Genomic DNA, 21,129 nt, shown 5'->3' on the forward strand with positions numbered 1-21,129 from the left:
TGGAGGTTCATCATGAATATGATCGCTACCAAAGACCGTCTCACAACCGACCGCATGCCGGATCGCGACTTTCACATCCGCTGGAGCCTTGAGCCCTTCGCAGCCACCTCGGTGGTGGATGCGTGGCTCGATCTCGGTAGCGAGATGCAGTCCTTCTATGCGGACCGGATTCGCGAGGACGTGAGCACGCAGCACCGGTTCCTGCACTGCAAGAGCCCGGCTGAAATGTTCGAGATCCAGGCGGGGTTCTTCCGCAAGGCCGTCACCGACTACCGGGCTCATGCGGGCCGGATGTCGGAGCTGGCCGAGCGGCTGTGGTTCCCGAAACCCGGCGCGGATCAGCCGAACACATAGGTTCCCGGCGCTGCCCCGAGCGAGGGCAGCGCATCGGTGACAGCGGGGCGCGTCCCCGAGGACCGGCCAGAGAGCCAGTCTGCCCATGCGGGCCACCACGATCCCTCGACAGGCGTATGGGATGCCTGCCAGGCGTCGGCGCTTTCCGCGTGGCCAATCACCTCGCCGATCCGGTAATGCCGGCGCGGGTGGCCCGGCTCCGAGACGATGCCCGCGTTGTGGCCGCCGCTCGTCAGCAGGAAGGTGTTGCTGCCATCGGCGAAGCGGGTGATCTTCCAGACCGATTTCCAAGGCGCCACATGGTCCTTTTCGGTGCCGACGGCAAAGACCGGAATGTCGATGTCTTCGACCGAAACCGGCCGTCCGCCGAGCTTGTACTGCCCCAGCGCCAGCCTGTTTTCGAGGAACAGCCTGCGCAGATATTCCGAATGCATCCGCGCGGGCATGCGCGTGGCATCGGCGTTCCAGGCCATCAGGTCGTTCATCCCGCCGCGTTGGCCCAGCAGGTAATCGTTGATCGTGCGGGACCAGATCAGATCGTTCGAGCGCAGCATCTGGAAGGCGCCGGCCATCTGGTCGGATTTCAGATAGCCCTGCTCGGACATGATGTCCTCGAGGAAGGCGACCTGGCTGTCGTCGATGAACAGCGTGATCTCGCCCGCTTCGGCAAAATCCACCTGCGCGGCCAGCAGCGTCAGCGAGGCGAGCCGGCTGTCGCCGTCGCGCGCCATGGCGGCGGCGGCGATGGAGAGCAGCGTCCCGCCCAGGCAATAGCCGGCGGCGTGGATCTTCTGATCGGGGACGGCCTGGCCGATGGCGTCGAGCGCCTCGAACACGCCGAGACGGACGTAATCCTCCATCGAGAGTTCTGCGTCTTCGGCATCGGGGTTCAGCCAGGAGATCATGTAGACCTCGATTCCCTGATCCACGAGGAACCGCACCATGGAGTTCTGCGCCGAGAGATCGAGAATATAGTATTTCATGATCCAGGCCGGCACGATGAGCAGCGGCTCGGCCTGGACGGTCTTGGTGGTTGGCCGGTAGCGGATCAGCTCCATCAGCCGGTTGCGGTGCACCACCTCGCCCGGGGTGATTGCCATGTTTTCCCCGACCTTGAAGGCGCCGGTATCCGGCGGTGCATCCTCGGCGTAGCGGGCAAAATCCTCGAGCAGGTTCTGGAAGCCGCGCAGCAGGTTGGCGCCATGCTCTTCCTGCGTGCGTTCCAGCACCACCGGGTTGGTCAGCGCGTAGTTTGACGGCGCCATCATATCGAGCGTTTGCCGGGCGGCGAAATTGGTCATGTGTTCATGACGCGGAGCGACGCCCTGCACGCCGCTGGTGGCGGTATCCCACCAGCTTTCCGTCAGCAGAAAGCACTGGGCCATGAGATTATAGGGGTAGCGCTGCCATTCGGGGGCGCGAAACCGCTTGTCGGCGGCCATCTCGGCGCAGCCGCCCCCCTCGGGGGAGAGCGGGCAACTGACCGAGGCTTGCATGGCCCGGGCCGCGTTGGCCACGGCCTTTTCCTGCAATTCGGCCTGCTTGGCGGGCGAGCCTGCCAAATGCACCGCCCAGTCGAACCAGGCGGTCGCCAGCCCCATGGGGGAAAGCCCCCCGGTCAGGCTGCCGATGGTGGCGTGAAAGGCGCGGTCGATGGCGCTGTGCTGGTCAGCGTCCGCGGCCGGCACCGCTTGGGCGGGGGGGATGTTTCCGGCGTGTTTCATGGCCCCTCTCTGGCACGATTTGCTTTGGAATGTCTTGATCAAGAGCAAGAAACCCCCTCGACGTTACGTCGTATCTGAGCCGTTAGCGTAACCTTTTCGTGTCACTTCGGAACCCCGGGTCAGCGAATCGTGACTTGCCATAAATCAAACGATTGATTAATTCCTGACCATGGCACCGCGTCCCGACTCATCCGGCCCCGCCGAGACCACCCGCAGCAATCTGATCGCGGCGGGATTCGAGTTGTTCGGTACTGCCGGTTATGCGGCGACATCGACGCGCAGGCTGGCCGAGCGGGCGGGCACCAATGTCGCCTCCATCGCCTATCACTTCGGCGGAAAGGCCGGGCTGCACGCCGCCTGCGCCCAGGCGGCGGCGGAGCGGATCGCCGACGCGGTGGGCGCACCGCGGGATCCCGGCGCCATCGGCGCGGACGCGGCGGTTGCGGCGCTGGAAAAGGCGCTGCGCGGGTTGGCCGCGCTGCTGCTGAACGGCGAACAGGCGGCCAGCATGGTGGGGTTTCTGGTGCGCGAGATGAACGCCTCCGAAGAGATCGTCCAGATCCTTTTCGACCGCTTCGTCGGCCCGAAACACCGCGAGCTCTGCGCGCTCTGGGCGGCGGCCACCGGCCGCCCGGCGGAGAGCGAGGAGGTGCGGCTATCGGTCTTCTCGATGATCGGGCAGGTGCTTTACTTCCGACTGGGACAGCCGGTGGTGCTGCGGGGCATGGGCTGGGACGCGGTCGGTCCCGACGAGGCCGGGCGCATCGCCGAACATCTCGTGGCGCAGCTTCGCGCCTCTATCGACAGGAGCCGGATATGACAGGATTGCTTTGTGCGCTTCCCTTTGCCGCCGCGCTGTTCGGCGCCTGCGCGGATCCCGGCCCGCTGGCCACCGGCTATGTGGAGGGGGATTTCACCCTGATCGCGCCGGTTGCCACCGCGCAGATCCGGGGCGTTACCGTGACCAGCGGCGATACGGTCGCGGCGGGCCAGGTGCTGGTCACGATGGAGCGGCGCGATGCCGAGATCGCGCTCGCCCGGGCCGAGGCGGCGCTGGCGCAGTCCGAAAGCCAGCTCATGGACCTTCAGGAAGGCAAGCGCCCGGCCGAGATCCGCGCCATCGAGGCCTCGCTGGCCTCCGCCAAGGCGCAGGCCGAGGACGCGGCCCGCACCCGCGACCGGATGGTCAGCCTCGCCAGCCGCGGGGCCGTGACCGAAAGCCAGCGCGACGACGCCGTGACCGCCGCCACGGTCGCCGAAGCGCATGTGGCACAGATCGAGGCCGAGCTGGCCGTCGCCCGCCTGCCGGCGCGGGCGCAGGCGATTGCCGCCGCAAAGGCCGCGATGACCGGGGCCGAGGCCGCGCGCGACGAGGCGCGCTGGAACCTCGATCAACGGACCCTCGCCGCTCCGGCGGCGGGCACGATCTTTGACGTGATCCGCCATGAGGGAGAGATCGCCGGCCCGTCCTCTCCGGTGCTTTCGATGCTGGCGGAGGGCGCGGTGAAGCTGCGGCTCTACGTGCCCGAGACAGAGTTCTCGCAAGTGTCGGTCGGCACGCTTCTGGCGGTCAATTGCGATGGCTGCGGCGCCGGGATGACGGCGCGGGTGACCTATGTCTCGGACGAGGCGGAGTTCACGCCGCCGGTCATCTACTCGCTCGAGAACCGGCAGAAGCTGGTCTATTTGATCGAGGCGCGGCCCACGCTGCCCTCATCGCTGAAACCGGGGCAGATCGTCGATGTCTCGCTGGCGGAGACGGCGCAGTGACCGAGCCGGCCATATCGGTTCACGACCTGACCAAGCGCTTCGGCGACAGGACGGTGGTCGACCGGGTCTCGCTGTCGGTCGAGCGGGGCGAGATTGCCGGGTTTCTCGGGCCCAACGGCTCGGGCAAGACGACGACGATCCGGCTGATGTGCGGGCTGTTGCAGCCCGATGGTGGCACCGGGCGGGTGCTGGGCCATGACATCCTGACCGACCGCGGCGCGATCAAGCGCGAGGTCGGCTACATGACCCAGAGGTTTTCCTTTTACGAGGATCTCACCATCGAGGAAAACCTGAACTTTGTCGCCGGTCTCTACCGGATGACGCGGCGGCGCGAGGTGGTGCGCGAGACCCTTCAGGATCTGGGGCTCTACAGCCGTCGCGGGCAGCTTGCCGGCGCGCTGTCCGGCGGCTGGAAACAGCGGCTCGCGCTGGCGGCCTGCGTCATGCACCGGCCCAAGCTGCTGATGCTCGACGAGCCCACGGCGGGGGTGGACCCCAAGGCGCGGCGCGATTTCTGGGACGAGATCCACCGGCTCGCGGCGGACGGGCTGACCGTTCTGGTCTCGACCCATTACATGGACGAGGCGGAGCGCTGCCACCGGATCAACTATATCTCCTACGGCACGCTGGTGGCGCGCGGCACCGTGGCCGAAGTGGTGCGCGACGCGGGGCTCACCACGGTGATCGTCACCGGCGAGCGGACCGCCGAGGCAGCACGGCGGCTGGCCGGGGCGGCGGGGGTCGATCAGATCGCTCCCTTCGGCAATGCGCTGCATGTGGTGGGGCGTGACGGCGCTGCGCTGCGGGCCTCGGTGGCGCGGGTGGCGGAGGAGACGGGCACGCGGATGGCCGATGCCGAGACCAGCCTTGAGGACGTGTTCATTCAGCTCATGGGCGATGCGCAGGACAATATGGCATGACACGCATTCTCTCGTTCACAAGGCTCTGGGCGCTGCTGGTCAAGGAAACGATCCAGATGCGCCGCGACCGGGTGACCTTTGCCATGATGATCGGCATCCCGCTGGTGCAGCTCATGCTTTTCGGTTTTGCCATCAACACCGATCCGAAGGAGCTGCCCGCCGCGCTGGTGGCCCCCACGCAGGACCGTTTTACCCGCGCGATGGTCAGCGCGCTGGAGCTGACCGGCTATTACCGTTTCATCGCGCCCGACGCGACGGCGGCGGAGGCCGAGGAGATGATCGCGCGGGGGGACGTGGTGTTCGTGGTGACGGTGCCGTCGGATTTCGGGCGGCGGGCGGAGCGCGGCGACGCCCCGTCGATTCTGATCGAGGCGGATGCCACCGATCCCTCGGTGGCCTCGGGGGCGATCTCGACCCTGGGCACGGTCGCCTCGGAGGCGCTGCAACGCGAGGCGGGTGGGGCGCAGAGCGACGGTCAGGCGCTCTCGGTCGTGGTGCACAAGCGCTACAATCCCGAGGGCATCACGCAATACAACATCGTGCCGGGGCTGCTGGGGGTGATCCTGCAACTGACCATGGTGATGATGACCGCCATGGCGCTGACCCGCGAGACCGAGCGGGGCACGATGGAGAACCTTTTGTCGATGCCCGCCACGCCGCTCGAGATCATGCTGGGCAAGGTGGTGCCCTATCTCGGGGTCGGGGCGGTGCAGGTGGTTGTGGTGCTCGTCGCCTCGAAGGCGATCTTCGACATCCCCATGGTGGGGCATCTCTGGGTGATCCTGTTCGGGATCTTCGTCTTCGTGCTGGCGCTGGTGATCCTGGGCTATCTGATCTCGACAGTGTCGCGCACGCAGATGCAGGCGATGCAGCTCACCTTCTTCTTCTTCCTGCCCTCGATCATGCTCTCGGGCTTCATGTTCCCCTATCGCGGGATGCCGGGCTGGGCGCAGACGCTGGGAGAGGTGTTTCCGCTCACCCATTTCCTGCGGCTGATCCGCTCGGTCATGCTGAAGGGGGCGGATGCGCAGACGGTGGCGCAATCGCTCGCGGCGCTGGGGGTGTTCGTGCTGATCCTGTCGCTGGCGGCGCTGCTGAGGTTCCGCCGGACGCTGGACTGAGCGCGGGCAAATCTCTTCGAAGAGATTTGCAACGTCCTTCGAAGGACGTTGCCCCCTAGGCCGGCTGTTGCGTGGGCTGTGTGCGCAGGTGCCCCGCTCCCCAGGCGCTCAGAGCCACCATGGCCGCCGCCGTGCCGAGACAGAGCGGCAGGCCGCCGAGCTGATAGCTCGCGCCCGACAGCACCGTGCCCATGAGCCGCCCGGCGGCATTGGCCATATAGTAGAACCCCACATCCATGGTCACCCGTTTGTCCTCGGTAAAGGCGAGGATCAGATAGGAATGCAGCGAGGAGTTCACCGCAAAGATCGCACCGAAGACCAGCAGCCCGGCCACCAGCAGGGCGGTCAGCCAGGGCGCCGGCGCACCCGCCGCAGCGACCAGCCCGGCCAGCACGAGCGGCACCGCCGCCAGCATCAGCGCCCAGGTCCGGGTGTCGGCGATCAGCGCCGCAGTGCCCCGGCGCCGGGCGTGCAGCAGCTTGGGGGCGGCCGCCTGCACGGCGCCGTAAAGGATGATCCAGACCGCCATGAAGCTGCCGATGATGAAAAACGCCATGCGGTTGCCGGCTTCGGTCCCGTCCGACAGCACCGCATAGAAATAGATCGGGATGCCGACCACGAACCACACGTCGCGTGCGCCGAACAGGAACACCCGCGCGAAGCTCAGCCAGTTGACGTTGCGGTTCTTCGAAAAGACCTCGCGGAATTTCGCGTCCTTGCGGCCCGCCGGCAGCCCGCCCGGCATGCGCAGCACCACCGCGATCAGGATGACGCCCAGCACCGCCGCCATGCCCAAAACCGCGGGCACGAAGCCCGCGAGCCCAAGCAGCGCCGCGCCCAGCAGGAAGCCCAGCCCCTTGACCGCGTTTTTCGATCCGGTCAGCACCGCGACCCAGCGAAAGAGCCCGTCCTCGCCCTTGGGGGCCAGCAGCTTGACGGCGGATTTCGAGGACATCTTGGCAAGGTCCTTGGCCACGCCCGAAGCGCCCTGCACCAGCATCACATAAAGCACCGAGAGCCCCATCGCCCAGGACGGGTCGAGCTGCGCCAGCGCGATCAGTGCCAGCACTTGCAGCGCCAGCCCGGCGTAGAGCGTCGCCGTCAGCCCGAACCGTGCGGCGATCCAGCCCGCCGAGAGGTTCGTCACCACCCCCGCGATCTCGTAGAGCACGAAGAGATAGGCAAGCTGCACCGGCGAAAAGCCCAGCGTGTGGAAATGCAGCAGCACCAGCATGCGCAGCGCGCCATCGGTGAGCATGAAGGCCCAATAGGCGGCAGTCACTGCCACATAGGCGGCAAGCCCGCTGGCTCTCTCGGTCGGCATGTCGGGCGGTCCTTCGGGTGGCGGCGTCGGGTGTGAGTATTTTGCAGAAAGATGAAAGGGCTGTGTCAGAGCGAGGCGCCGACCATCAGCGCCACATCGGAAAGCCGGTTGGCGTAGCCCCATTCGTTGTCGTACCAGGCATAGAGTTTGAGCTGGGTGCCGTTGGTGACCATGGTCGAGGGCGCGTCCACGATGCTCGATCTGGGATCGTTGACGTAGTCGCAGCTGACCAGCGGACGTTCCTCGTAGCCGAGGATGCCTTTGAGCGGGCCGTCGGCGGCAGCTTTGAAAAGGGCGTTGACCTCCTCGGCGGTGGTGGGTCGGTCGAGCTCGAAGACGCAGTCGGTCAGCGAGGCGTTGAGCAGCGGCACCCGCACCGCATGGCCGTTCAGCTTGCCCGTCAGTTCGGGGTAGATCAGCGTGATCGCGGTGGCGCTGCCGGTGGTGGTGGGGATCAGCGAGTTCAGCGCCGAGCGGGCGCGGCGCAGGTCCTTGGCGGGTTTGTCCACGATGGTCTGGGTGTTGGTCACGTCATGGATCGTGGTGATCATGCCGTGTTTGATGCCGAGGTTTTCGTGCACGACCTTGACCACCGGAGCGAGACAGTTGGTGGTGCAGCTGGCCGCCGTGACGATGTCATGTGTCGCGGGATCATAGGCGTGGTTGTTGACCCCATAGACGATATTCGCGGTCGGGCCGTCCTTGACCGGGGCGGAGACCACGACCTTTTTCACCCCGGCGGCGAAATAGGGGGCGAGTTTCGCCTCGGTCTTGAAGACCCCGGTGCAGTCGATCACCACATCCACCCCGTCGAGCGGCAGGTCCTCGATGCGCTTTTCGCAGCGCACGGGCAGGCGGGTGCCGTCGATGGTCACGCTGTCCGCATCATGCGAGAAGGTCGCGGGCCAGCGCCCGTGCACCGTGTCGAATTCCAGCAGATGCGCGTGCATCGCCGCATCGCCCACCGCGTCGTTGATCCAGGCGATCCGGGCGCCTTTTTCCAGCAGCGGGCGCAGCGCCAGCTTGCCCATGCGGCCAAGCCCGTTCAGTGCGTAGGTGGTCATGCGGTGTGATCCTCAATGTCGGTTTGTCCGATCCGGTCGACGGCGGCCTGAAGCGAGATCCGGTCGAGCGTGTCGAGCGGCAGCGCGGTGAACCCCGCGAGCCGGTGTTTCAGCATGCCGTAGACCTGCTGGAAGGCGAGGCGCTTTTGCGCCTGGGTGCCCGTCGCCTTCACCGGGTCGGGCAGGCCCCAATGGGCGCTGATCGGCTGGCCGGCCCAGGCCGGGCAATCCTCGTTCGCGGCACGGTCGCAGACGGTAAAGACGAAATCCATGCGCGGGGCGTCTTCGGCCCAGAACTCCGAGATATGCTTGGCGCGCAGCGGGGTCGTGTCGAGCCCCTTGTCCCGCAGCATCTCGACTGCGATCGGGTTCAACTCGGAATAGGGCCGGGTGCCCGCCGAATAGGCCTCAAACCTGTCACCGGCGAGCGCGCGGAGCAGCGTTTCGGCGATGATCGAGCGGGCGGAATTGCCGGTGCAGATGAACAGCACGTTGTATTTGCGGGTCGTCATCTCCGGGTCTCCTTGCATCGGGTTATGCGCCTCGGGCGGGCAAAGATCGGGCCGCCCCCGGCAGCAATCGTTGAACAGGAACCCCATCAGCCCCTGTACCGCCGCCACATCTGCGCGATAGAGCAGCGAGCGCCCCTCGCGGGTCTGGGTGATCAGCCCCGCCTCGCGCAGCGCGGCCAGATAGACCGAGGCGGTGCTGGGCTTCAGCCCCAGCGCCGTGCCAATCTCGCCCGCCGGCACCGCATCGGGATAGCGGCGCAGGAGCAGGCGGAAGAGGTCCATCCGCTGCGGGTGGCTCAGGGTGCTGAGCTGGTCGAATCGAATCATTTCCATGATTCATGAATTATTGAATTATTTGGCGGAGCGCAATCCCGCCCGAACAGGGGGTAGGGTGGGCAATCCTGCCCACCGCCCGCGAGGCGCGGTTCTCTGCCGGATGGCCGGAAGAGGTTTAGACGGTGATGCCGCTCATCCGCGCGTGATGCAGGGCCGCCACCGCGCAGGAGGCGAGGCGGCTCATATCGTCGTCGGCCCGGCTGTTGAGGATGATCGGCACCCGCGCACCCATCACCACGCCCGCAGCCTCGGCATGGGAGATATAGGTGAGCTGCTTCGCCAGCATATTGCCCGCGTCGAGGTTGGGCACCACGAGGATGTCGGCCCGGCCCGCCACCGCCGAGGTGATGCCCTTGGTGCGTGCGGCGGCGATGTCGACGGCATTGTCCATCGCCAGCGGCCCGTCGACCAGCCCGCCGGTGATCTGGCCCCGGTCGGCCATCTTGGACAGCAGCGCCGCGTCGATCGAGGAGGGGATGTCGGGGTTCACCGTCTCCGTGGCCGAGAGCACGCCGACCTTGGGCTGCTCCATCCCCAGCGAGATCGCCAGGTCGATGGCGTTCTGGGTGATGTCCACCTTGGTCTTGAGATCGGGGGCGATGTTGATCGCCGCGTCGCTGACCAGCAGCGGATGGGGATAGCCCGGCACGTCCATGACGAAGATATGGGTGAAGCGGCGGCCCATGCGCAGGCCGGTCTGCTTGTCGAGGATCGGTCGCAGCAGCAGGTCGGTGTGAAGATGCCCCTTCATGATCGCCTGTGCCTGACCTGCGTGCACCAGCTCCACCGCCTTGCGGGCGGCGTTGCGGTGCAGCGGTTCCTCGATGATCTCGATGCCGTCCAGCGATACGCCCATGGCGTTCGCGACCTCGGCGATCTTGGCGGTAGAGCCGATCAGGATCGGGTCGATCAGCGTGTGGGTCCGCGCCATGAGCGCGCCGCCCAGCGAGTTGGGCTCTTCCGGACAGACGACGGCGGTCTTCAGCGCGGCGAGGGGTTCGGCCTTTTTCAGCAGCTTTTCGAAATGGCGGTGGCGCTGCACGATGAGGCCGGGCAGGTCCTGGCTGTTGTATTCGACCTTGCGGCGCGGGGCGAGCACCTCGGCCACGCCGGACAGCACCAGCGCGTCGTCGGCAATGCGGCGCACCTCGGTGGCAAGCGTGACGGTGCTTTCCTTCTCGTTCTTGCCGGTCACGGTCACCCGCATGACGATCTCGTCATCGGCGAAGACGCGGGCGTGAAACACCCAGCTTTGTGCGCGGTAGAGCGTGCCGGCGCCGGGCAGCACATTGCCCAGAACCGCGCCCACCAGCGCCGCGACGAAAGAGCCCGGCGCCATGGCTTCGGGGCGGCCGTCGCCGTCGCCATCCTGATCGTAGATATGCAGCGGGTTGTGGTTGCCCGAGACATTGGCATAGGCGAGCAGGTCGTCGGCGGTCACCAGGCGGCGCAGCTCGGCGCTGTCGCCTTCCTTGAGTTCGTCGAAGGTGCGGTTTTCGATATGCATTAAGATCTCCGGCTGTCGGCGCCCCGGCACACCGCGCGGGCGACCGAACGGTTTGGGCTGTCGCGATCAGCTATACGCGGCAAACGTATGTAATCCATGACCCGGGGCTGCGTCCGCTCGCCGCACCGCGGCATAAGCCGCTCTTCGCCGCAGTCTTCCGTTGCGACCGGTGAAAAACCGGGCAGAGCGGGGTCAGGTCAGCAGGTCGCGCAGCTTTGGAACAAGCGCGTCTGCGACTTCCTCATGCGCCGCCGGGCCCATGAGTTCGGCTGCGGCAGCGGCCTCGAAATCGGCAAAGACCAGCCCCGGGGCACCGCGTGCGCGTGCGGCTTCGGTGAGTGGCGCCTCGACGATCCCGGCGGCGCGGGGGCGCAGCGCCTCGATCATCGTGCGGTCGATGAAGAGCGGATCGCCCTCGAGCCCGGCGACCGGCTTTTCCGAGGGCGGATGGTCGGCGAACCACAGCAGCAGCACACGCCCGCGCAGCATGGTGAGCAGATGTTTCATCCGGGCCATCCAGGCCTGGCGCAGTTCCTCGGCGATCTCGGTGAAGCGGTCGTCCGACAGCGCGCTCAGCCGGCTCAGCAGGTGGCGGTTGAAATGGAACTCGGTGAAATCGACCTCGGGGTAAAGCGCCTGAAGCCGGTCCGAGGCGCGCAGGAACCGGTCGTTGCGGCGCGGATGCACGCTGTAATAGCGGTTCGACATGTTTTGCGCCCCCATGATCTGGAGCACGCAGATCTCGGCCCGTTCGGCCACATGCAGCACCGCAGGATCGTGCAGATAGAGGTCGAGCCCGGCATTCACCGCCCCGAAATTGATGCAGGGATGCTGAAGCGCGGCCTCGATCAGCGCGGGAAAGGGGGTTTCCACGAAGCGGCCATAGGTTTCCGTGCCGCCGAGAAAGCCGATATAAGGCGCATCGAGGGGCCGTCTGGGCCCCCGGAACAGCACGCGCGACCGGCCGTACCGGCACGGATAATAGTCCAGCGCACCCTGCGCCGTGACAGCATAGGTCATGGCTCCCACCTTCGGTCGATCTCACCCGCGAGGCAGAGTCCGGCAAAGATCTTGCCATTTCGCTAATGCGAAAAAGCCCGACAAATCCCCTCTGTGCGCCTTGCGGCGGGTCGCGGCGCGTGGCTATGGTTGGGGTGGAAAATCAGGGATGCGGGCGATGGAAATCAACAAGATCGGTGTTGTGGGCGCGGGGCAGATGGGCAATGGCATCGCCCATGTGATGGCGCTGGCCGGCTACGAGGTGCGGCTGTCGGATGTCAGCCAGGACGCGCTTGATTCGGCGGTGGGGCTCATCGCCCGGAACCTCGACCGTCAGGTCAGCCGCGACAAGGTCTCGCAAGAGGCACGCGACGCCGCGCTGGCCCGGATCCAGACGACGCTGGACATCGCGGAGATCGGCCAGACCGATCTGGTGATCGAGGCGGCGACCGAACAGGAAACCGTCAAGCAGAAGATCTTCGACAGCCTCGCGCCGCATCTTCTGCCGCATACGATCCTCACCTCGAACACCTCGTCGATCTCGATCACCCGGCTGGCCTCGCGCACCGACCGGCCCGAGCGGTTCCTCGGCTTCCATTTCATGAACCCCGTGCCGGTGATGCAGCTCGTCGAGCTGATCCGCGGCATCGCCACCGATCAGGACACTTACGAGACCTGCCTCCGCGTGGTCGAGAACCTTGGCAAGACCGCTGCCAGCGCCGAGGATTTCCCCGCCTTCATCGTGAACCGCATCCTGGTGCCGATGATCAACGAGGCGGTCTACACGCTTTACGAAGGCGTAGGCAACGTGCGTTCGATCGACATGGCGATGAAGCTGGGGGCCAACCACCCGATGGGGCCGTTGGAGCTGGCGGATTTCATCGGGCTCGACACCTGTCTCGCGATCATGAACGTGCTGCATGACGGGCTGGCCGATACCAAATACCGTCCCTGTCCGCTGCTGACCAAATATGTCGAGGCCGGCTGGCTGGGCCGCAAGACCAAGCGCGGCTTCTACGACTATCGCGGCGAAGAGCCTGTGCCGACGCGCTGAGCGTGCAGGCAGCCCAAGATTATTCGTCCGAAAAATCTTGGGCTTCGGAAAATTCGCAGAATTTTCAGGGGTGGGTCAAGCCTGTTGGCGCAGGCTGAGCGTGGCTTCGCGCAGCCAGGCCACGAATTCCCGCTGCTTTCCCGTCCAGGCTTTCACCGCTTCTGGGGTGATGGGCTCGCCCACCACCGGGCGTTGCGGACGTCCGCAGGCATGCATGACCTCGTGAATCAGCAGCCCCTGGCGCATCGTCGGCGACAGCTTGTTGGCGATCTGATAGGCGCGGCTGTTCTGGCCGGGGAAATAGATCGGCACCACCGTCGCGCCCGAGCGCTGGATCATCTTCGCGGTGAACGGGTTCCAGATCGCCTCGACCGCCGGGCCGAAGAGCGTGCGCGAGGCCGCCACCACTCCCGAGGGAAAGAGCGCGATCACGCCGCCTTTCTTGAGGTGGTCCATGGCGCTGGCACGCATTTCCAGGCTCTGTTCGCGGGCGCTTTCCTCATGCGGGAAGGGCACCGGGATCATGAACTGCTCGATCTCCTTCACGCCGGTCAGCAGCGAGCGGGTGAGGATCTTGTAATCGGTGCGCACCCGTCCGATCAGCTCGGCCAGGATCATGCCGTCCACCAGACCGTGCGGGTGGTTCGCCACCACGATCAGCGGGCCCTTTTCGGGAATGCGGCGGATCTGCTCCTCGGGAGTCTGGAGCTCGATGCCCATATGCCCCAGCGCCTGCGGCCAGAACCCCTGTCCCTCGGTCACGCCCGAGCGTTCGAAGCGGCGCACCAGCCGGATCAGCGGGATCTTTCCCGTCGCCCATTCCATCGCGCGGATGGTGTTGGCCTTCCACGGATTGGTAAAGGTATTGGCATAGCTCAGCTTGCGCTTGTCATAGGGGGCGGGCTGGGGGCGTGCCACCTTTCCCTGTCCGGCCGTGGCCTGATAGCTCTCAACCATGCGCCCGCTCTATCCCGTTTCCTTGCGCCCGGACCGTCGTCCGGGGCTCAGTTCTCTTCTCCGAAGCGGTTGGCGACCAATGCTTCCACGGCATCGGCCAACGCCTGCGCGTCCGGCCCTGAGGTTTCGACCTCAATAGAGGTTCCTTTGGACGCTGCCAACATCAAAAGCCCCATGATGCTGTCGCCCCCGGCGCTCAGCCCGTCCTTCGAGACCTCGGCGCGCGCGTCGAATCCTTCCACCACCTCGACCAGCTTGGCGGAGGCGCGGGCATGAAGGCCCTTTTCGTTCACGATCTTCAGCACGCGATGCACGGTTTCGGTCATGGACTCGGTTTTCCCTTGGGGCAGCTCTTGCGCTAGACGGGATCGGGCTTGACGTTGACGCTGTCAATATATTTCCGTCCGGCTTCCAGAGCGCCCTTTACCGCATCCGGCACCGCCATCTGCCGGCTTTTCGCCAGTTTGATCAGCATCGGCAGGTTCATGCCATAGAGAATGCGCCGGTTGTCGGGCTGGCAGGCCATCAGCGACAGGTTCGAGGGCGACCCGCCATAGAGATCGGTTACCACCACCACGCCGTCGCCGGTATCCACATTGTCGGCCGCGATGCAGATCTCGGCCTGCTTCTTGCTGCGGTCATGATCGGCTTCGATCGAGACAGCGACGACCCCGGGCTGCGCGCCCACGACATGTTCCACCGCCGCGAGATATTCCCGCGCCAGTCCGCCATGGGCCACGATCACGATGCCGATCACCCCTGCCTTCCTCCGCTAGCTTCGCTTTGCCCGCTCCGGGCCGCAAGTCCGCGCCGCTCCAGCTCGCGGTGTCTAGTTGACACTTGCCAGCCGCGCTCTGCAAGGGCGCTGGCGACGGTTTCCGTCACGGCAACGGAGCGGTGTTGCCCGCCGGTACAGCCGAAACCGAACGAAAGATGCGCCTTGCCCTCTTCCTTGCAGGCCGGCAGCACGAAGAGCGCCAGATCCGTCATCTTTGCGACAAAGGGCGCAAAGCGGGAATCCCGCGCGATATAGGCGGTCACCTCCGTGTCGAGCCCGGTCAGCGTGCGCAGCCCGGGTTCCCAATGGGGGTTGTCCAGAAAGCGGCAGTCGAACACCCAGTCGAGCCCCTGCGGCAGACCGCGCTTGTAGGAAAAGCTGTGCAGCGAGATCGCCAGGCGCTGGCCGGTCTCGTCGGTGAACCAGCCTTCCATCTGCGCGCGCAGATCATGCGGCGACAGCTCGCTGGTATCGACCAGGATGTCGGCGGCGACCCGCACGTCCTGCAACAGCTCCAGCTCGCGGGCGATGCCTTGGGTATAGCTTTCGTCGGGCGCCATCGGATGGCGGCGGCGGGTTTCGGAATAGCGCCGGGCGAGCACCGCCGGGTGGCAGTCGAGATAGAAGAGCTGCGCCTCGATGGCCGGCTCGGCGCCGAGCCGGCGGTGCAGGTCGAGCAGGCGTTGCACCGAGAAATCGCGGTTGCGTATGTCGATCCCCAGCGCCACCGGGCGGCTCAGCGTGCCGCCCTCCAGCAGCAGGCGCGGGATCAGGCTGAGGGGGATGTTGTCGATCGCCTCATAGCCGAAATCCTCCAGCACATTGATCGCGGTCGAGCGCCCGGCGCCCGAAGGCCCGGTTACCAGAACGACGCGCTGGCTTCCCGTCGGCTGATCCTGCATGGCAGCTCAATTCCTCCTGCCCCCCTTCAGATATTGCACGAGGGCTGCTGGAAAATAGGGATGCGCGGCTTTGTGAAGCAAGGGGATTCTTTGCCCTTGCAGCATGATTTCGCGGCGTTGCGGCAAGCGCTCCGTCTCGGCATGGTCGAGATCGAGAATGGCGGCCAGCCGGACGGGCCCCGATGGCTCGGCCGAGAGCAGCCCCAGCCCGCGCGCCTCGATCAGCCCGCGCAGCGGATCCGGAGCCGACAGCCACAGCGCGCCGTCGCGGGCGGAGACGATCACGCGGTCGTCGGCGACCAGCGCCGCGCCGCGCGCCATCATTTCCAGCGCCAGCCCCGACTTGCCGCTGCCCGAGGCGCCGCGGATGAGCAGCCCGTTGCCCGCAACGGCCACGGCGGTGGCGTGCAGCGGAGACGGGCTGTCCCAGGTCACGGGATCAGATCGGCAGGCCCACGACAAAGCGCGCGCCCAGCGGTTCCGAGGTCACGTCGGCTTCGGTCGGGCGGATGTTTTCGGCCCAGATCACGCCGCCATGCGCCTCGACGATCTGCTTCGAGATCGCCAGGCCAAGGCCGGAGTTGTTGCCGAAATCGTTCTCGGGGCGCTGCGAATAGAAGCGCTTGAAGATCTTTTGCAGCGCCTCTTCGGGGATGCCCGGGCCGGTATCCTCGACCACGACCAGCACGCGGTTGTCGCGGCGCCGCGCCCAGACGCGGATCGCGTCGCCATCCTCGCAGAAGCTGATGGCGTTGGTGATGAGGTTCACGAAGACCTGCGCCAGACGCGGTTCCAGCCCGTTGATCATGATCGGCTTGGCGGGCAGGTCGGTGATGAACTCGACCCCTTTCTTGCGCGCGTCCTCGCCCAGAAACTGAGTGATATTTCCAAGCATTTCGAGCAGGTTGAACTCCTGCTCCTCTTCCTTGACCAGCTCGGAATCGAGCCGCGAGGCGTTGGAGATGTCGCTCACAAGACGGTCGAGCCGGCGCACATCGTGTTCGATCACGTTGAGCAGCTTGTCGCGATGCTCTTCCTTCTTGACGATACGCAGCGAGCCGATGGCCGAACGCAGGCTGGCCAGCGGGTTCTTGATCTCATGCGCCACGTCGGCGGCGAATTGTTCGTTGCTGTCGATGCGGTCGTAGAGCGCCGAGACCATGCCGCGCAGCGCGCCGGAAAGGCGCCCGATCTCGTCGGGGCGGGCGGTCAGGTCGGGAATGCGGATGCGGCGCGACGCGCCCTTGCTGCGGTCGTTGCGGTCGCGTCCGATCTCGGCGGCGTCGGCGAGGTCGGAAATCGGGTTGGCGATGGTCGAGGCCAGCACCAGGCTGAGGCCGATGGAGACCAGCGTGGCGATGACGAACATCTGTAGCACGCGCTCGCGCTCGGCGCTGACGGCGGCGTCGATCCCGGCGGCGGTCGAGACCATGGCCACGGTGCCGATGATCGCGTCGCCCTGGCGGATCGGCGACAGCGCGGTGAACAGCGTCTCGCCGCTGCTGCCACTGCCCGAGGTCACGCGCGTGGCGGTGGGGTCGCCGGCCTCGATGGCGCGGCGCAGCCGGTCTTCGAGATCGAGCTCGGGCGCGCTTTCGAAATAAGAGAACAGCCCGGCGACCCCGCGCCAGACCGTATCGAGGAAATCCGAGATCAGCGTCGGGTGATCTTCGCCACGCGGATCGACGGGCTGGGGCAGGGGCAGCGTGCCGGTGGTTTCGCCCACAAGGAAATTGCCGGCGTCGAACACCAGCACCTCGACGCCCTGGCGCAGATCGAGCCCGTCGAGCGTGGCGGCCAGATCGACCCCGGGCGTGTTGCCCAGCACCGCCGCCGGCGTCGCGGGCAGTTGCGCCTCGAACACGTCCGCGATCAGCTCGACCTCGGAGATGAGCGCATTGCTGCGCTGTAGCACCAGCGTATCGCGTGAGGAATTGAGCCACAGGATGCCCGCGACCAGCACATTCAACGCGATCAGGTTGAACGTGATGATCTTGCGGGTCAGCGGCGAACGATTGAGCGAAAACAGGCTGCGCCGCGCGCGGCTGTCGCGCAGCTCTTTCTCAACCGTGCTGTCGGGGGCGACCCAATCGTCCCCCAGAACAACATCGGCATCCTGCCGTTCGCCCGACTGGTCGTCGCGCATCGAGATCCTTTCGGCCAGGGCCATCGCTTACTCTTCGTTGTAACGATACCCGATCCCGTACAGGGTTTCGATGGCCGAGAAATCGGAATCCACCGTACGCATCTTCTTGCGCAGGCGCTTGATATGGCTGTCGATCGTGCGGTCGTCCACATAGACCTGATCGTCATAGGCGACATCCATGAGCTGGTCGCGCGATTTCACGAAGCCCGGACGCTGCGCCAGTGCCTGCAGCAGCAGGAATTCGGTGACGGTCAGAGAGACATCCTTGCCCTTCCAGGTCACCGCGTGGCGCAGCGGATCCATGCTCAGCGAGCCGCGGGTCATCAGCTTGGTTTCCTCGGTGTCGCCCACCACATCGCCGGCGACCGCCTCCTGGCGGCGCAGAAGCGCGCGGATGCGCTCGACCAGAAGTCTTTGAGAAAACGGCTTTTTCACGTAGTCGTCGGCGCCCATGCGCAGGCCGAGTACCTCGTCGATCTCGTCATCCTTGGAGGTGAGGAAGATCACCGGCATCTTGGATTTCTGCCGCACCCGCTGCAGCAGATCCATGCCGTCCATGCGCGGCATCTTGATGTCGAAGACGGCCATGTCGGGCATCTTCTTGTTGAACGCGTCCAGCGCGGACTGCCCGTCGTTGTAGGTTTCGACCTCAAACCCCTCTGCCTCGAGAGTCATCGACACAGATGTCAGGATATTCCTGTCATCGTCCACCAAGGCGATTTTCGACATGGGCCTGTTTCCTTGTACTGCTCAACTGCCTGTTTTTTGCCGCACTATGCGGGAATTTGGGCTTTACAACAATCCCAAACTGCGAATCAGGCAAGCGTCCCGCCCTCATTGCAGAGGAAATGTGGTAAGGAATGGCTAAAATGCCTCAGTCGCTGCCGGGCCGGTCGGCGGGGTTTCGCGGGTGCTAACGCTAAACCAGAGCTGGTTGCGCTAACTGAGCGGATGCGTCCTGTTCTTGACGTAATGCGTCGTGCTAAAGGCTCCGGTGCCGGCGGCGGGCGCCTCCGGTGAACGGATCTCTTTTTCGTTCTGATTACGACCGCCGCGTTTTGCGCGGCTACAGGAGCTTGGCAGATGACATTTGGACGGGTGAACCCGCAATTCCGGCTGGAGGATCAGGGGATCGAGGGGCTGGGCAATGTCTATTACAATCTTATGGAGCCGGCGCTGATCGAGGCCGCCCTGAAACGCGGCGAAGGCACGCTGGGCAAGGGCGGCGCCTTTTACGTCTCCACCGGCAAGTTCACCGGCCGTTCGCCGCAGGACAAGCACGTGGTCAAGACCGACTCCGTCGCGGACAAGATCTGGTGGGAAAACAACCGCGAGATGTCGCCCGAGGGCTTCGACCGCCTCTATGAAGACATGATCGAACACATGAAGGGCCGCGACTATTTCGTCGAGGACCTGACCGGGGGTGCCGACCCGGCCTATTCCATCAAGGTCCGCATGGTGACCGAGCTGGCCTGGCACGGTCTCTTTATCCGCCACATGCTGCGCCGCCCCGAGCGCGACGCGCTGGACGATTTCATTGCCGATTTTACCGTCATCAATTGCCCCAGTTTCAAGGCCGATCCGGAAAAGCACGACTGCCGCACCGATACGGTCATCGCGATGAACTTCGACAAGAAGATGATCCTGATCGGCAACACCGAATATGCCGGCGAGAACAAGAAATCGGTGTTCACGCTGCTGAACTACCTGCTGCCGCTCAAGGGCATCATGGCGATGCACTGCTCGGCCAACCACGCGCCGAACAATCCGGTGGACACCGCCGTGTTCTTCGGCCTGTCGGGCACCGGCAAGACCACGCTCTCGGCCGACCCCGAGCGCGTGCTGATCGGCGATGACGAGCATGGCTGGTCGGATCGCGGCACCTTCAACTTCGAAGGCGGCTGCTATGCCAAGACCATCAACCTGAGCGCCGAGGCCGAGCCGGAAATCTACGCCACGACCTCGAAATTCGGCACCGTGATCGAGAACATGGTCTTCGATCCCGAGACATTCGAGCTCGATTTCGACGATGACAGCCTGACTGCCAACATGCGCTGCGCCTACCCGCTGGAGTATATCTCCAACGCGTCGCCGACCGCGCTGGGGGGGCATCCGAAGAACATCATCATGCTGACCTGCGACGCCTTCGGCGTGCTGCCGCCGATCGCGCGGCTCACCCCGGCGCAGGCGATGTATCACTTCCTGTCGGGCTTCACCTCGAAAGTGGCGGGCACCGAGCGTGGCATCACCGAACCGCAGCCGACCTTCTCGACCTGCTTCGGCGCGCCCTTCATGCCGCTGCGCCCCGAGGTCTATGGCAACCTGCTGCGCGACAAGATCGCCAAGCACGGCGCGACCTGCTGGCTGGTCAACACCGGCTGGACCGGCGGCGCCTACGGCACCGGCCACCGCATGCCGATCAAGGCGACCCGCGCGCTGCTGCATGCCGCGCTGAACGGCTCGCTGGCCAAGGTCGAGTTCCGCAAGGATCCGAATTTCGGCTTCGAGGTGCCGGTGTCGGTCGAAGGCGTGCCGGAGCTGCTGCTCGACCCGCGCCGCACCTGGTCGGACAAGGAGGCGTTCGATGCTCAGGCGGCGAAGCTGGTGAAGATGTTCGCCGACAATTTCGAGCAATACGTGCCCTATATCGACGACGACGTGAAAGCGGCCGCCATCGGCTGATCCCGTCGCTCGACGGATGAGAGATACAGCGCCCGCCGGAAACGGCGGGCGTTTTGCGTTGCGCGGGAGATCGCGCAAACTTGCCGGGCAATGCTCTTTCCCTTTGTGGGCTCGCGCAGTATCCCGTCGCAGGATCCGCCTTTCCGGAGACCGTCATGCTGTCACTGTCCCGTTCCGTGCTTGCCTGCCTCGCCGCGTTTGCGGCGCCGGCTCCGGCTGTTGCCGCGGAGTCCTATGCCCACGATCCGATGATCCTGATCGACCATGGTGTGATCTGTCAGGTCACCGCGCAGGGTGCGCGCCCTGCGCCCGACACGCTGCTGGGCGAAATCAACCTGATCGAGCAGACCCGCGATATGGATGTGACGACCCGCGTGGTGCCGGCGAAGGCGGGCATCAGCTTCGGGATCAAGTTCACCCTGCGCCCCGGCACGGGCGAGCGCGACATGCGGGTGATCGTGACCCATCCGCCCATGGGGCCCGAGGGCATCACCCGCGAAAGCTGGACCGCGGCGGTCTCGGAGGGGCGCAGCAGCCTCAATCTCTTCACCTTCGAATTCCCCTACGAGATGGTCCCCGGCGAGTGGGTCATGGCGCTGGAGGCCGAGGGCGAGCGTCTGATGGAACAGCGCTTCGAGGTGGTGCCGGAACTGGCGGCGCCGGGGGTATTGTCGGTCTGTTTCGGGCAGGATTTCCTGTCCTGATCAAGCGTTGGCGGGCGGTTCCGGGCCGCAGGGCGTTTTCCGGTTGCGGATGGCGCGGCGTCAGGGCAAGTCCCGCGTTCCCCTGCAAAGCGCCGCGTGGCAAGTTACCCACATATCCACAGTCGCCATCTTGAGCGCTACGGGAAGTCATCCACAACTTATTGCGTGGGTCTCGAATATTTCGCTTTACAGAAGCTGCCCCCCACATGCACGATATATGGTAAGGGGAGGGGAACAACTCCCAGCCCCTAGAGCAGTCAGCTAGCGCTTGGGGC

General features: G+C 65.4%; 21 protein-coding genes. 8 read left to right on the forward strand and 13 right to left on the reverse strand.

Annotated elements, in window-relative coordinates; genetic code table 11:
- Positions 1–12 precede the first annotated feature (12 nt).
- On the forward strand, positions 13–354 hold the full coding sequence (locus M4578_RS08995) for a phasin family protein (protein WP_258093111.1): 342 nt from the start codon (positions 13–15) through the stop codon (positions 352–354).
- On the opposite strand, the gene M4578_RS09000 is transcribed toward M4578_RS08995, so the two are convergent.
- Complete coding sequence (locus M4578_RS09000; protein ID WP_258093112.1) at positions 339–2,078, reverse strand: PHA/PHB synthase family protein; 1,740 nt, start codon at positions 2,076–2,078, stop codon at positions 339–341. The genes M4578_RS08995 and M4578_RS09000 overlap by 16 nt on opposite strands.
- 169 nt (positions 2,079–2,247) lie before the next feature.
- Between M4578_RS09000 and M4578_RS09005 the strand changes: the two genes are divergently transcribed.
- From M4578_RS09005 to M4578_RS09020, 4 genes are read left to right on the forward strand one after another with little or no spacing between them, the layout of a single operon-like run.
- A complete protein-coding gene (locus M4578_RS09005; RefSeq protein WP_258093113.1) occupies positions 2,248–2,898 on the forward strand; it encodes a CerR family C-terminal domain-containing protein in 651 nt (216 codons plus the stop codon).
- Positions 2,895–3,848, forward strand: a complete 954-nt coding sequence (locus tag M4578_RS09010) for an HlyD family secretion protein (protein WP_258093114.1) — start codon at positions 2,895–2,897, stop codon at positions 3,846–3,848. Before M4578_RS09005 ends, M4578_RS09010 begins: the two co-directional genes overlap by 4 nt.
- Positions 3,845–4,768 (forward strand): ABC transporter ATP-binding protein, encoded by a 924-nt coding sequence (locus M4578_RS09015; protein ID WP_258093115.1) that lies wholly within the window; start codon positions 3,845–3,847, stop codon positions 4,766–4,768. The genes M4578_RS09010 and M4578_RS09015 overlap by 4 nt, the downstream gene beginning before the upstream one ends.
- The gene (locus M4578_RS09020; RefSeq protein ID WP_258093116.1) at positions 4,765–5,889 is read left to right on the forward strand and encodes an ABC transporter permease; all 1,125 of its coding nucleotides are present in this window, start codon (positions 4,765–4,767) and stop codon (positions 5,887–5,889) included. Before M4578_RS09015 ends, M4578_RS09020 begins: the two co-directional genes overlap by 4 nt.
- Before the next feature lie 55 nt (positions 5,890–5,944).
- Here M4578_RS09020 and arsJ read toward each other — a convergent pair whose 3' ends face one another.
- The 5 genes from arsJ to M4578_RS09045 form a co-directional block, all read right to left on the reverse strand.
- On the reverse strand, positions 5,945–7,213 hold the full coding sequence (gene arsJ, locus M4578_RS09025) for an organoarsenical effux MFS transporter ArsJ (protein ID WP_258093117.1): 1,269 nt from the start codon (positions 7,211–7,213) through the stop codon (positions 5,945–5,947).
- A 65-nt stretch (positions 7,214–7,278) separates the two neighbouring features.
- Positions 7,279–8,277, reverse strand: coding sequence for an ArsJ-associated glyceraldehyde-3-phosphate dehydrogenase (locus M4578_RS09030; protein ID WP_258093118.1), 999 nt, complete (start codon positions 8,275–8,277; stop codon positions 7,279–7,281).
- Entirely contained in the window at positions 8,274–9,122 is an 849-nt protein-coding gene (locus M4578_RS09035) for an arsenate reductase/protein-tyrosine-phosphatase family protein (protein WP_258093119.1), read from the reverse strand. Before M4578_RS09035 ends, M4578_RS09030 begins: the two co-directional genes overlap by 4 nt.
- Before the next feature lie 118 nt (positions 9,123–9,240).
- Positions 9,241–10,632, reverse strand: coding sequence for a bifunctional enoyl-CoA hydratase/phosphate acetyltransferase (locus M4578_RS09040; protein WP_258093120.1), 1,392 nt, complete (start codon positions 10,630–10,632; stop codon positions 9,241–9,243).
- A 192-nt stretch (positions 10,633–10,824) separates the two neighbouring features.
- Positions 10,825–11,652, reverse strand: a complete 828-nt coding sequence (locus M4578_RS09045; protein ID WP_258093121.1) for a DUF6473 family protein — start codon at positions 11,650–11,652, stop codon at positions 10,825–10,827.
- A 157-nt stretch (positions 11,653–11,809) separates the two neighbouring features.
- On the opposite strand from M4578_RS09045, the gene M4578_RS09050 reads away from it, so the two are divergent.
- Positions 11,810–12,685 carry a 3-hydroxybutyryl-CoA dehydrogenase gene (locus M4578_RS09050; protein ID WP_258093122.1) on the forward strand — a complete coding sequence of 292 codons (876 nt, stop codon included), beginning with the start codon at positions 11,810–11,812 and terminating at the stop codon, positions 12,683–12,685.
- A 75-nt stretch (positions 12,686–12,760) separates the two neighbouring features.
- Here M4578_RS09050 and M4578_RS09055 read toward each other — a convergent pair whose 3' ends face one another.
- The 7 genes from M4578_RS09055 to M4578_RS09085 are packed head-to-tail and all read right to left on the reverse strand — an operon-like array spanning position 12,761 to position 18,197.
- Complete coding sequence (locus M4578_RS09055) at positions 12,761–13,642, reverse strand: lysophospholipid acyltransferase family protein (protein ID WP_258093123.1); 882 nt, start codon at positions 13,640–13,642, stop codon at positions 12,761–12,763.
- A gap of 47 nt (positions 13,643–13,689) precedes the next feature.
- Positions 13,690–13,968, reverse strand: coding sequence for an HPr family phosphocarrier protein (locus M4578_RS09060; protein WP_258093124.1), 279 nt, complete (start codon positions 13,966–13,968; stop codon positions 13,690–13,692).
- A gap of 32 nt (positions 13,969–14,000) precedes the next feature.
- Complete coding sequence (locus M4578_RS09065) at positions 14,001–14,399, reverse strand: PTS sugar transporter subunit IIA (RefSeq protein WP_258093125.1); 399 nt, start codon at positions 14,397–14,399, stop codon at positions 14,001–14,003.
- Complete coding sequence (gene rapZ, locus M4578_RS09070; protein WP_258093126.1) at positions 14,396–15,322, reverse strand: RNase adapter RapZ; 927 nt, start codon at positions 15,320–15,322, stop codon at positions 14,396–14,398. The genes M4578_RS09065 and rapZ overlap by 4 nt, the downstream gene beginning before the upstream one ends.
- 6 nt (positions 15,323–15,328) lie before the next feature.
- Positions 15,329–15,757, reverse strand: coding sequence for an HPr kinase/phosphorylase (locus M4578_RS09075; protein WP_258093127.1), 429 nt, complete (start codon positions 15,755–15,757; stop codon positions 15,329–15,331).
- Positions 15,758–15,761: 4 nt separating this feature from the next.
- On the reverse strand, positions 15,762–17,492 hold the full coding sequence (locus M4578_RS09080) for a sensor histidine kinase (protein WP_258093128.1): 1,731 nt from the start codon (positions 17,490–17,492) through the stop codon (positions 15,762–15,764).
- Positions 17,493–17,495: 3 nt separating this feature from the next.
- Complete coding sequence (locus M4578_RS09085; protein WP_258093129.1) at positions 17,496–18,197, reverse strand: response regulator transcription factor; 702 nt, start codon at positions 18,195–18,197, stop codon at positions 17,496–17,498.
- Positions 18,198–18,551: 354 nt separating this feature from the next.
- Between M4578_RS09085 and M4578_RS09090 the strand changes: the two genes are divergently transcribed.
- Positions 18,552–20,150: a phosphoenolpyruvate carboxykinase gene (locus M4578_RS09090; RefSeq protein ID WP_258093130.1), complete on the forward strand. Its 1,599-nt coding sequence runs from the start codon at positions 18,552–18,554 to the stop codon at positions 20,148–20,150.
- Positions 20,151–20,305: 155 nt separating this feature from the next.
- Positions 20,306–20,854, forward strand: a complete 549-nt coding sequence (locus tag M4578_RS09095; RefSeq protein WP_258093131.1) for a DUF3859 domain-containing protein — start codon at positions 20,306–20,308, stop codon at positions 20,852–20,854.
- Positions 20,855–21,129: the final 275 nt, after the last annotated feature.

This window comes from Salipiger pentaromativorans, assembly GCF_024721115.1.
Taxonomy (GTDB): domain Bacteria; phylum Pseudomonadota; class Alphaproteobacteria; order Rhodobacterales; family Rhodobacteraceae; genus Salipiger; species Salipiger pentaromativorans.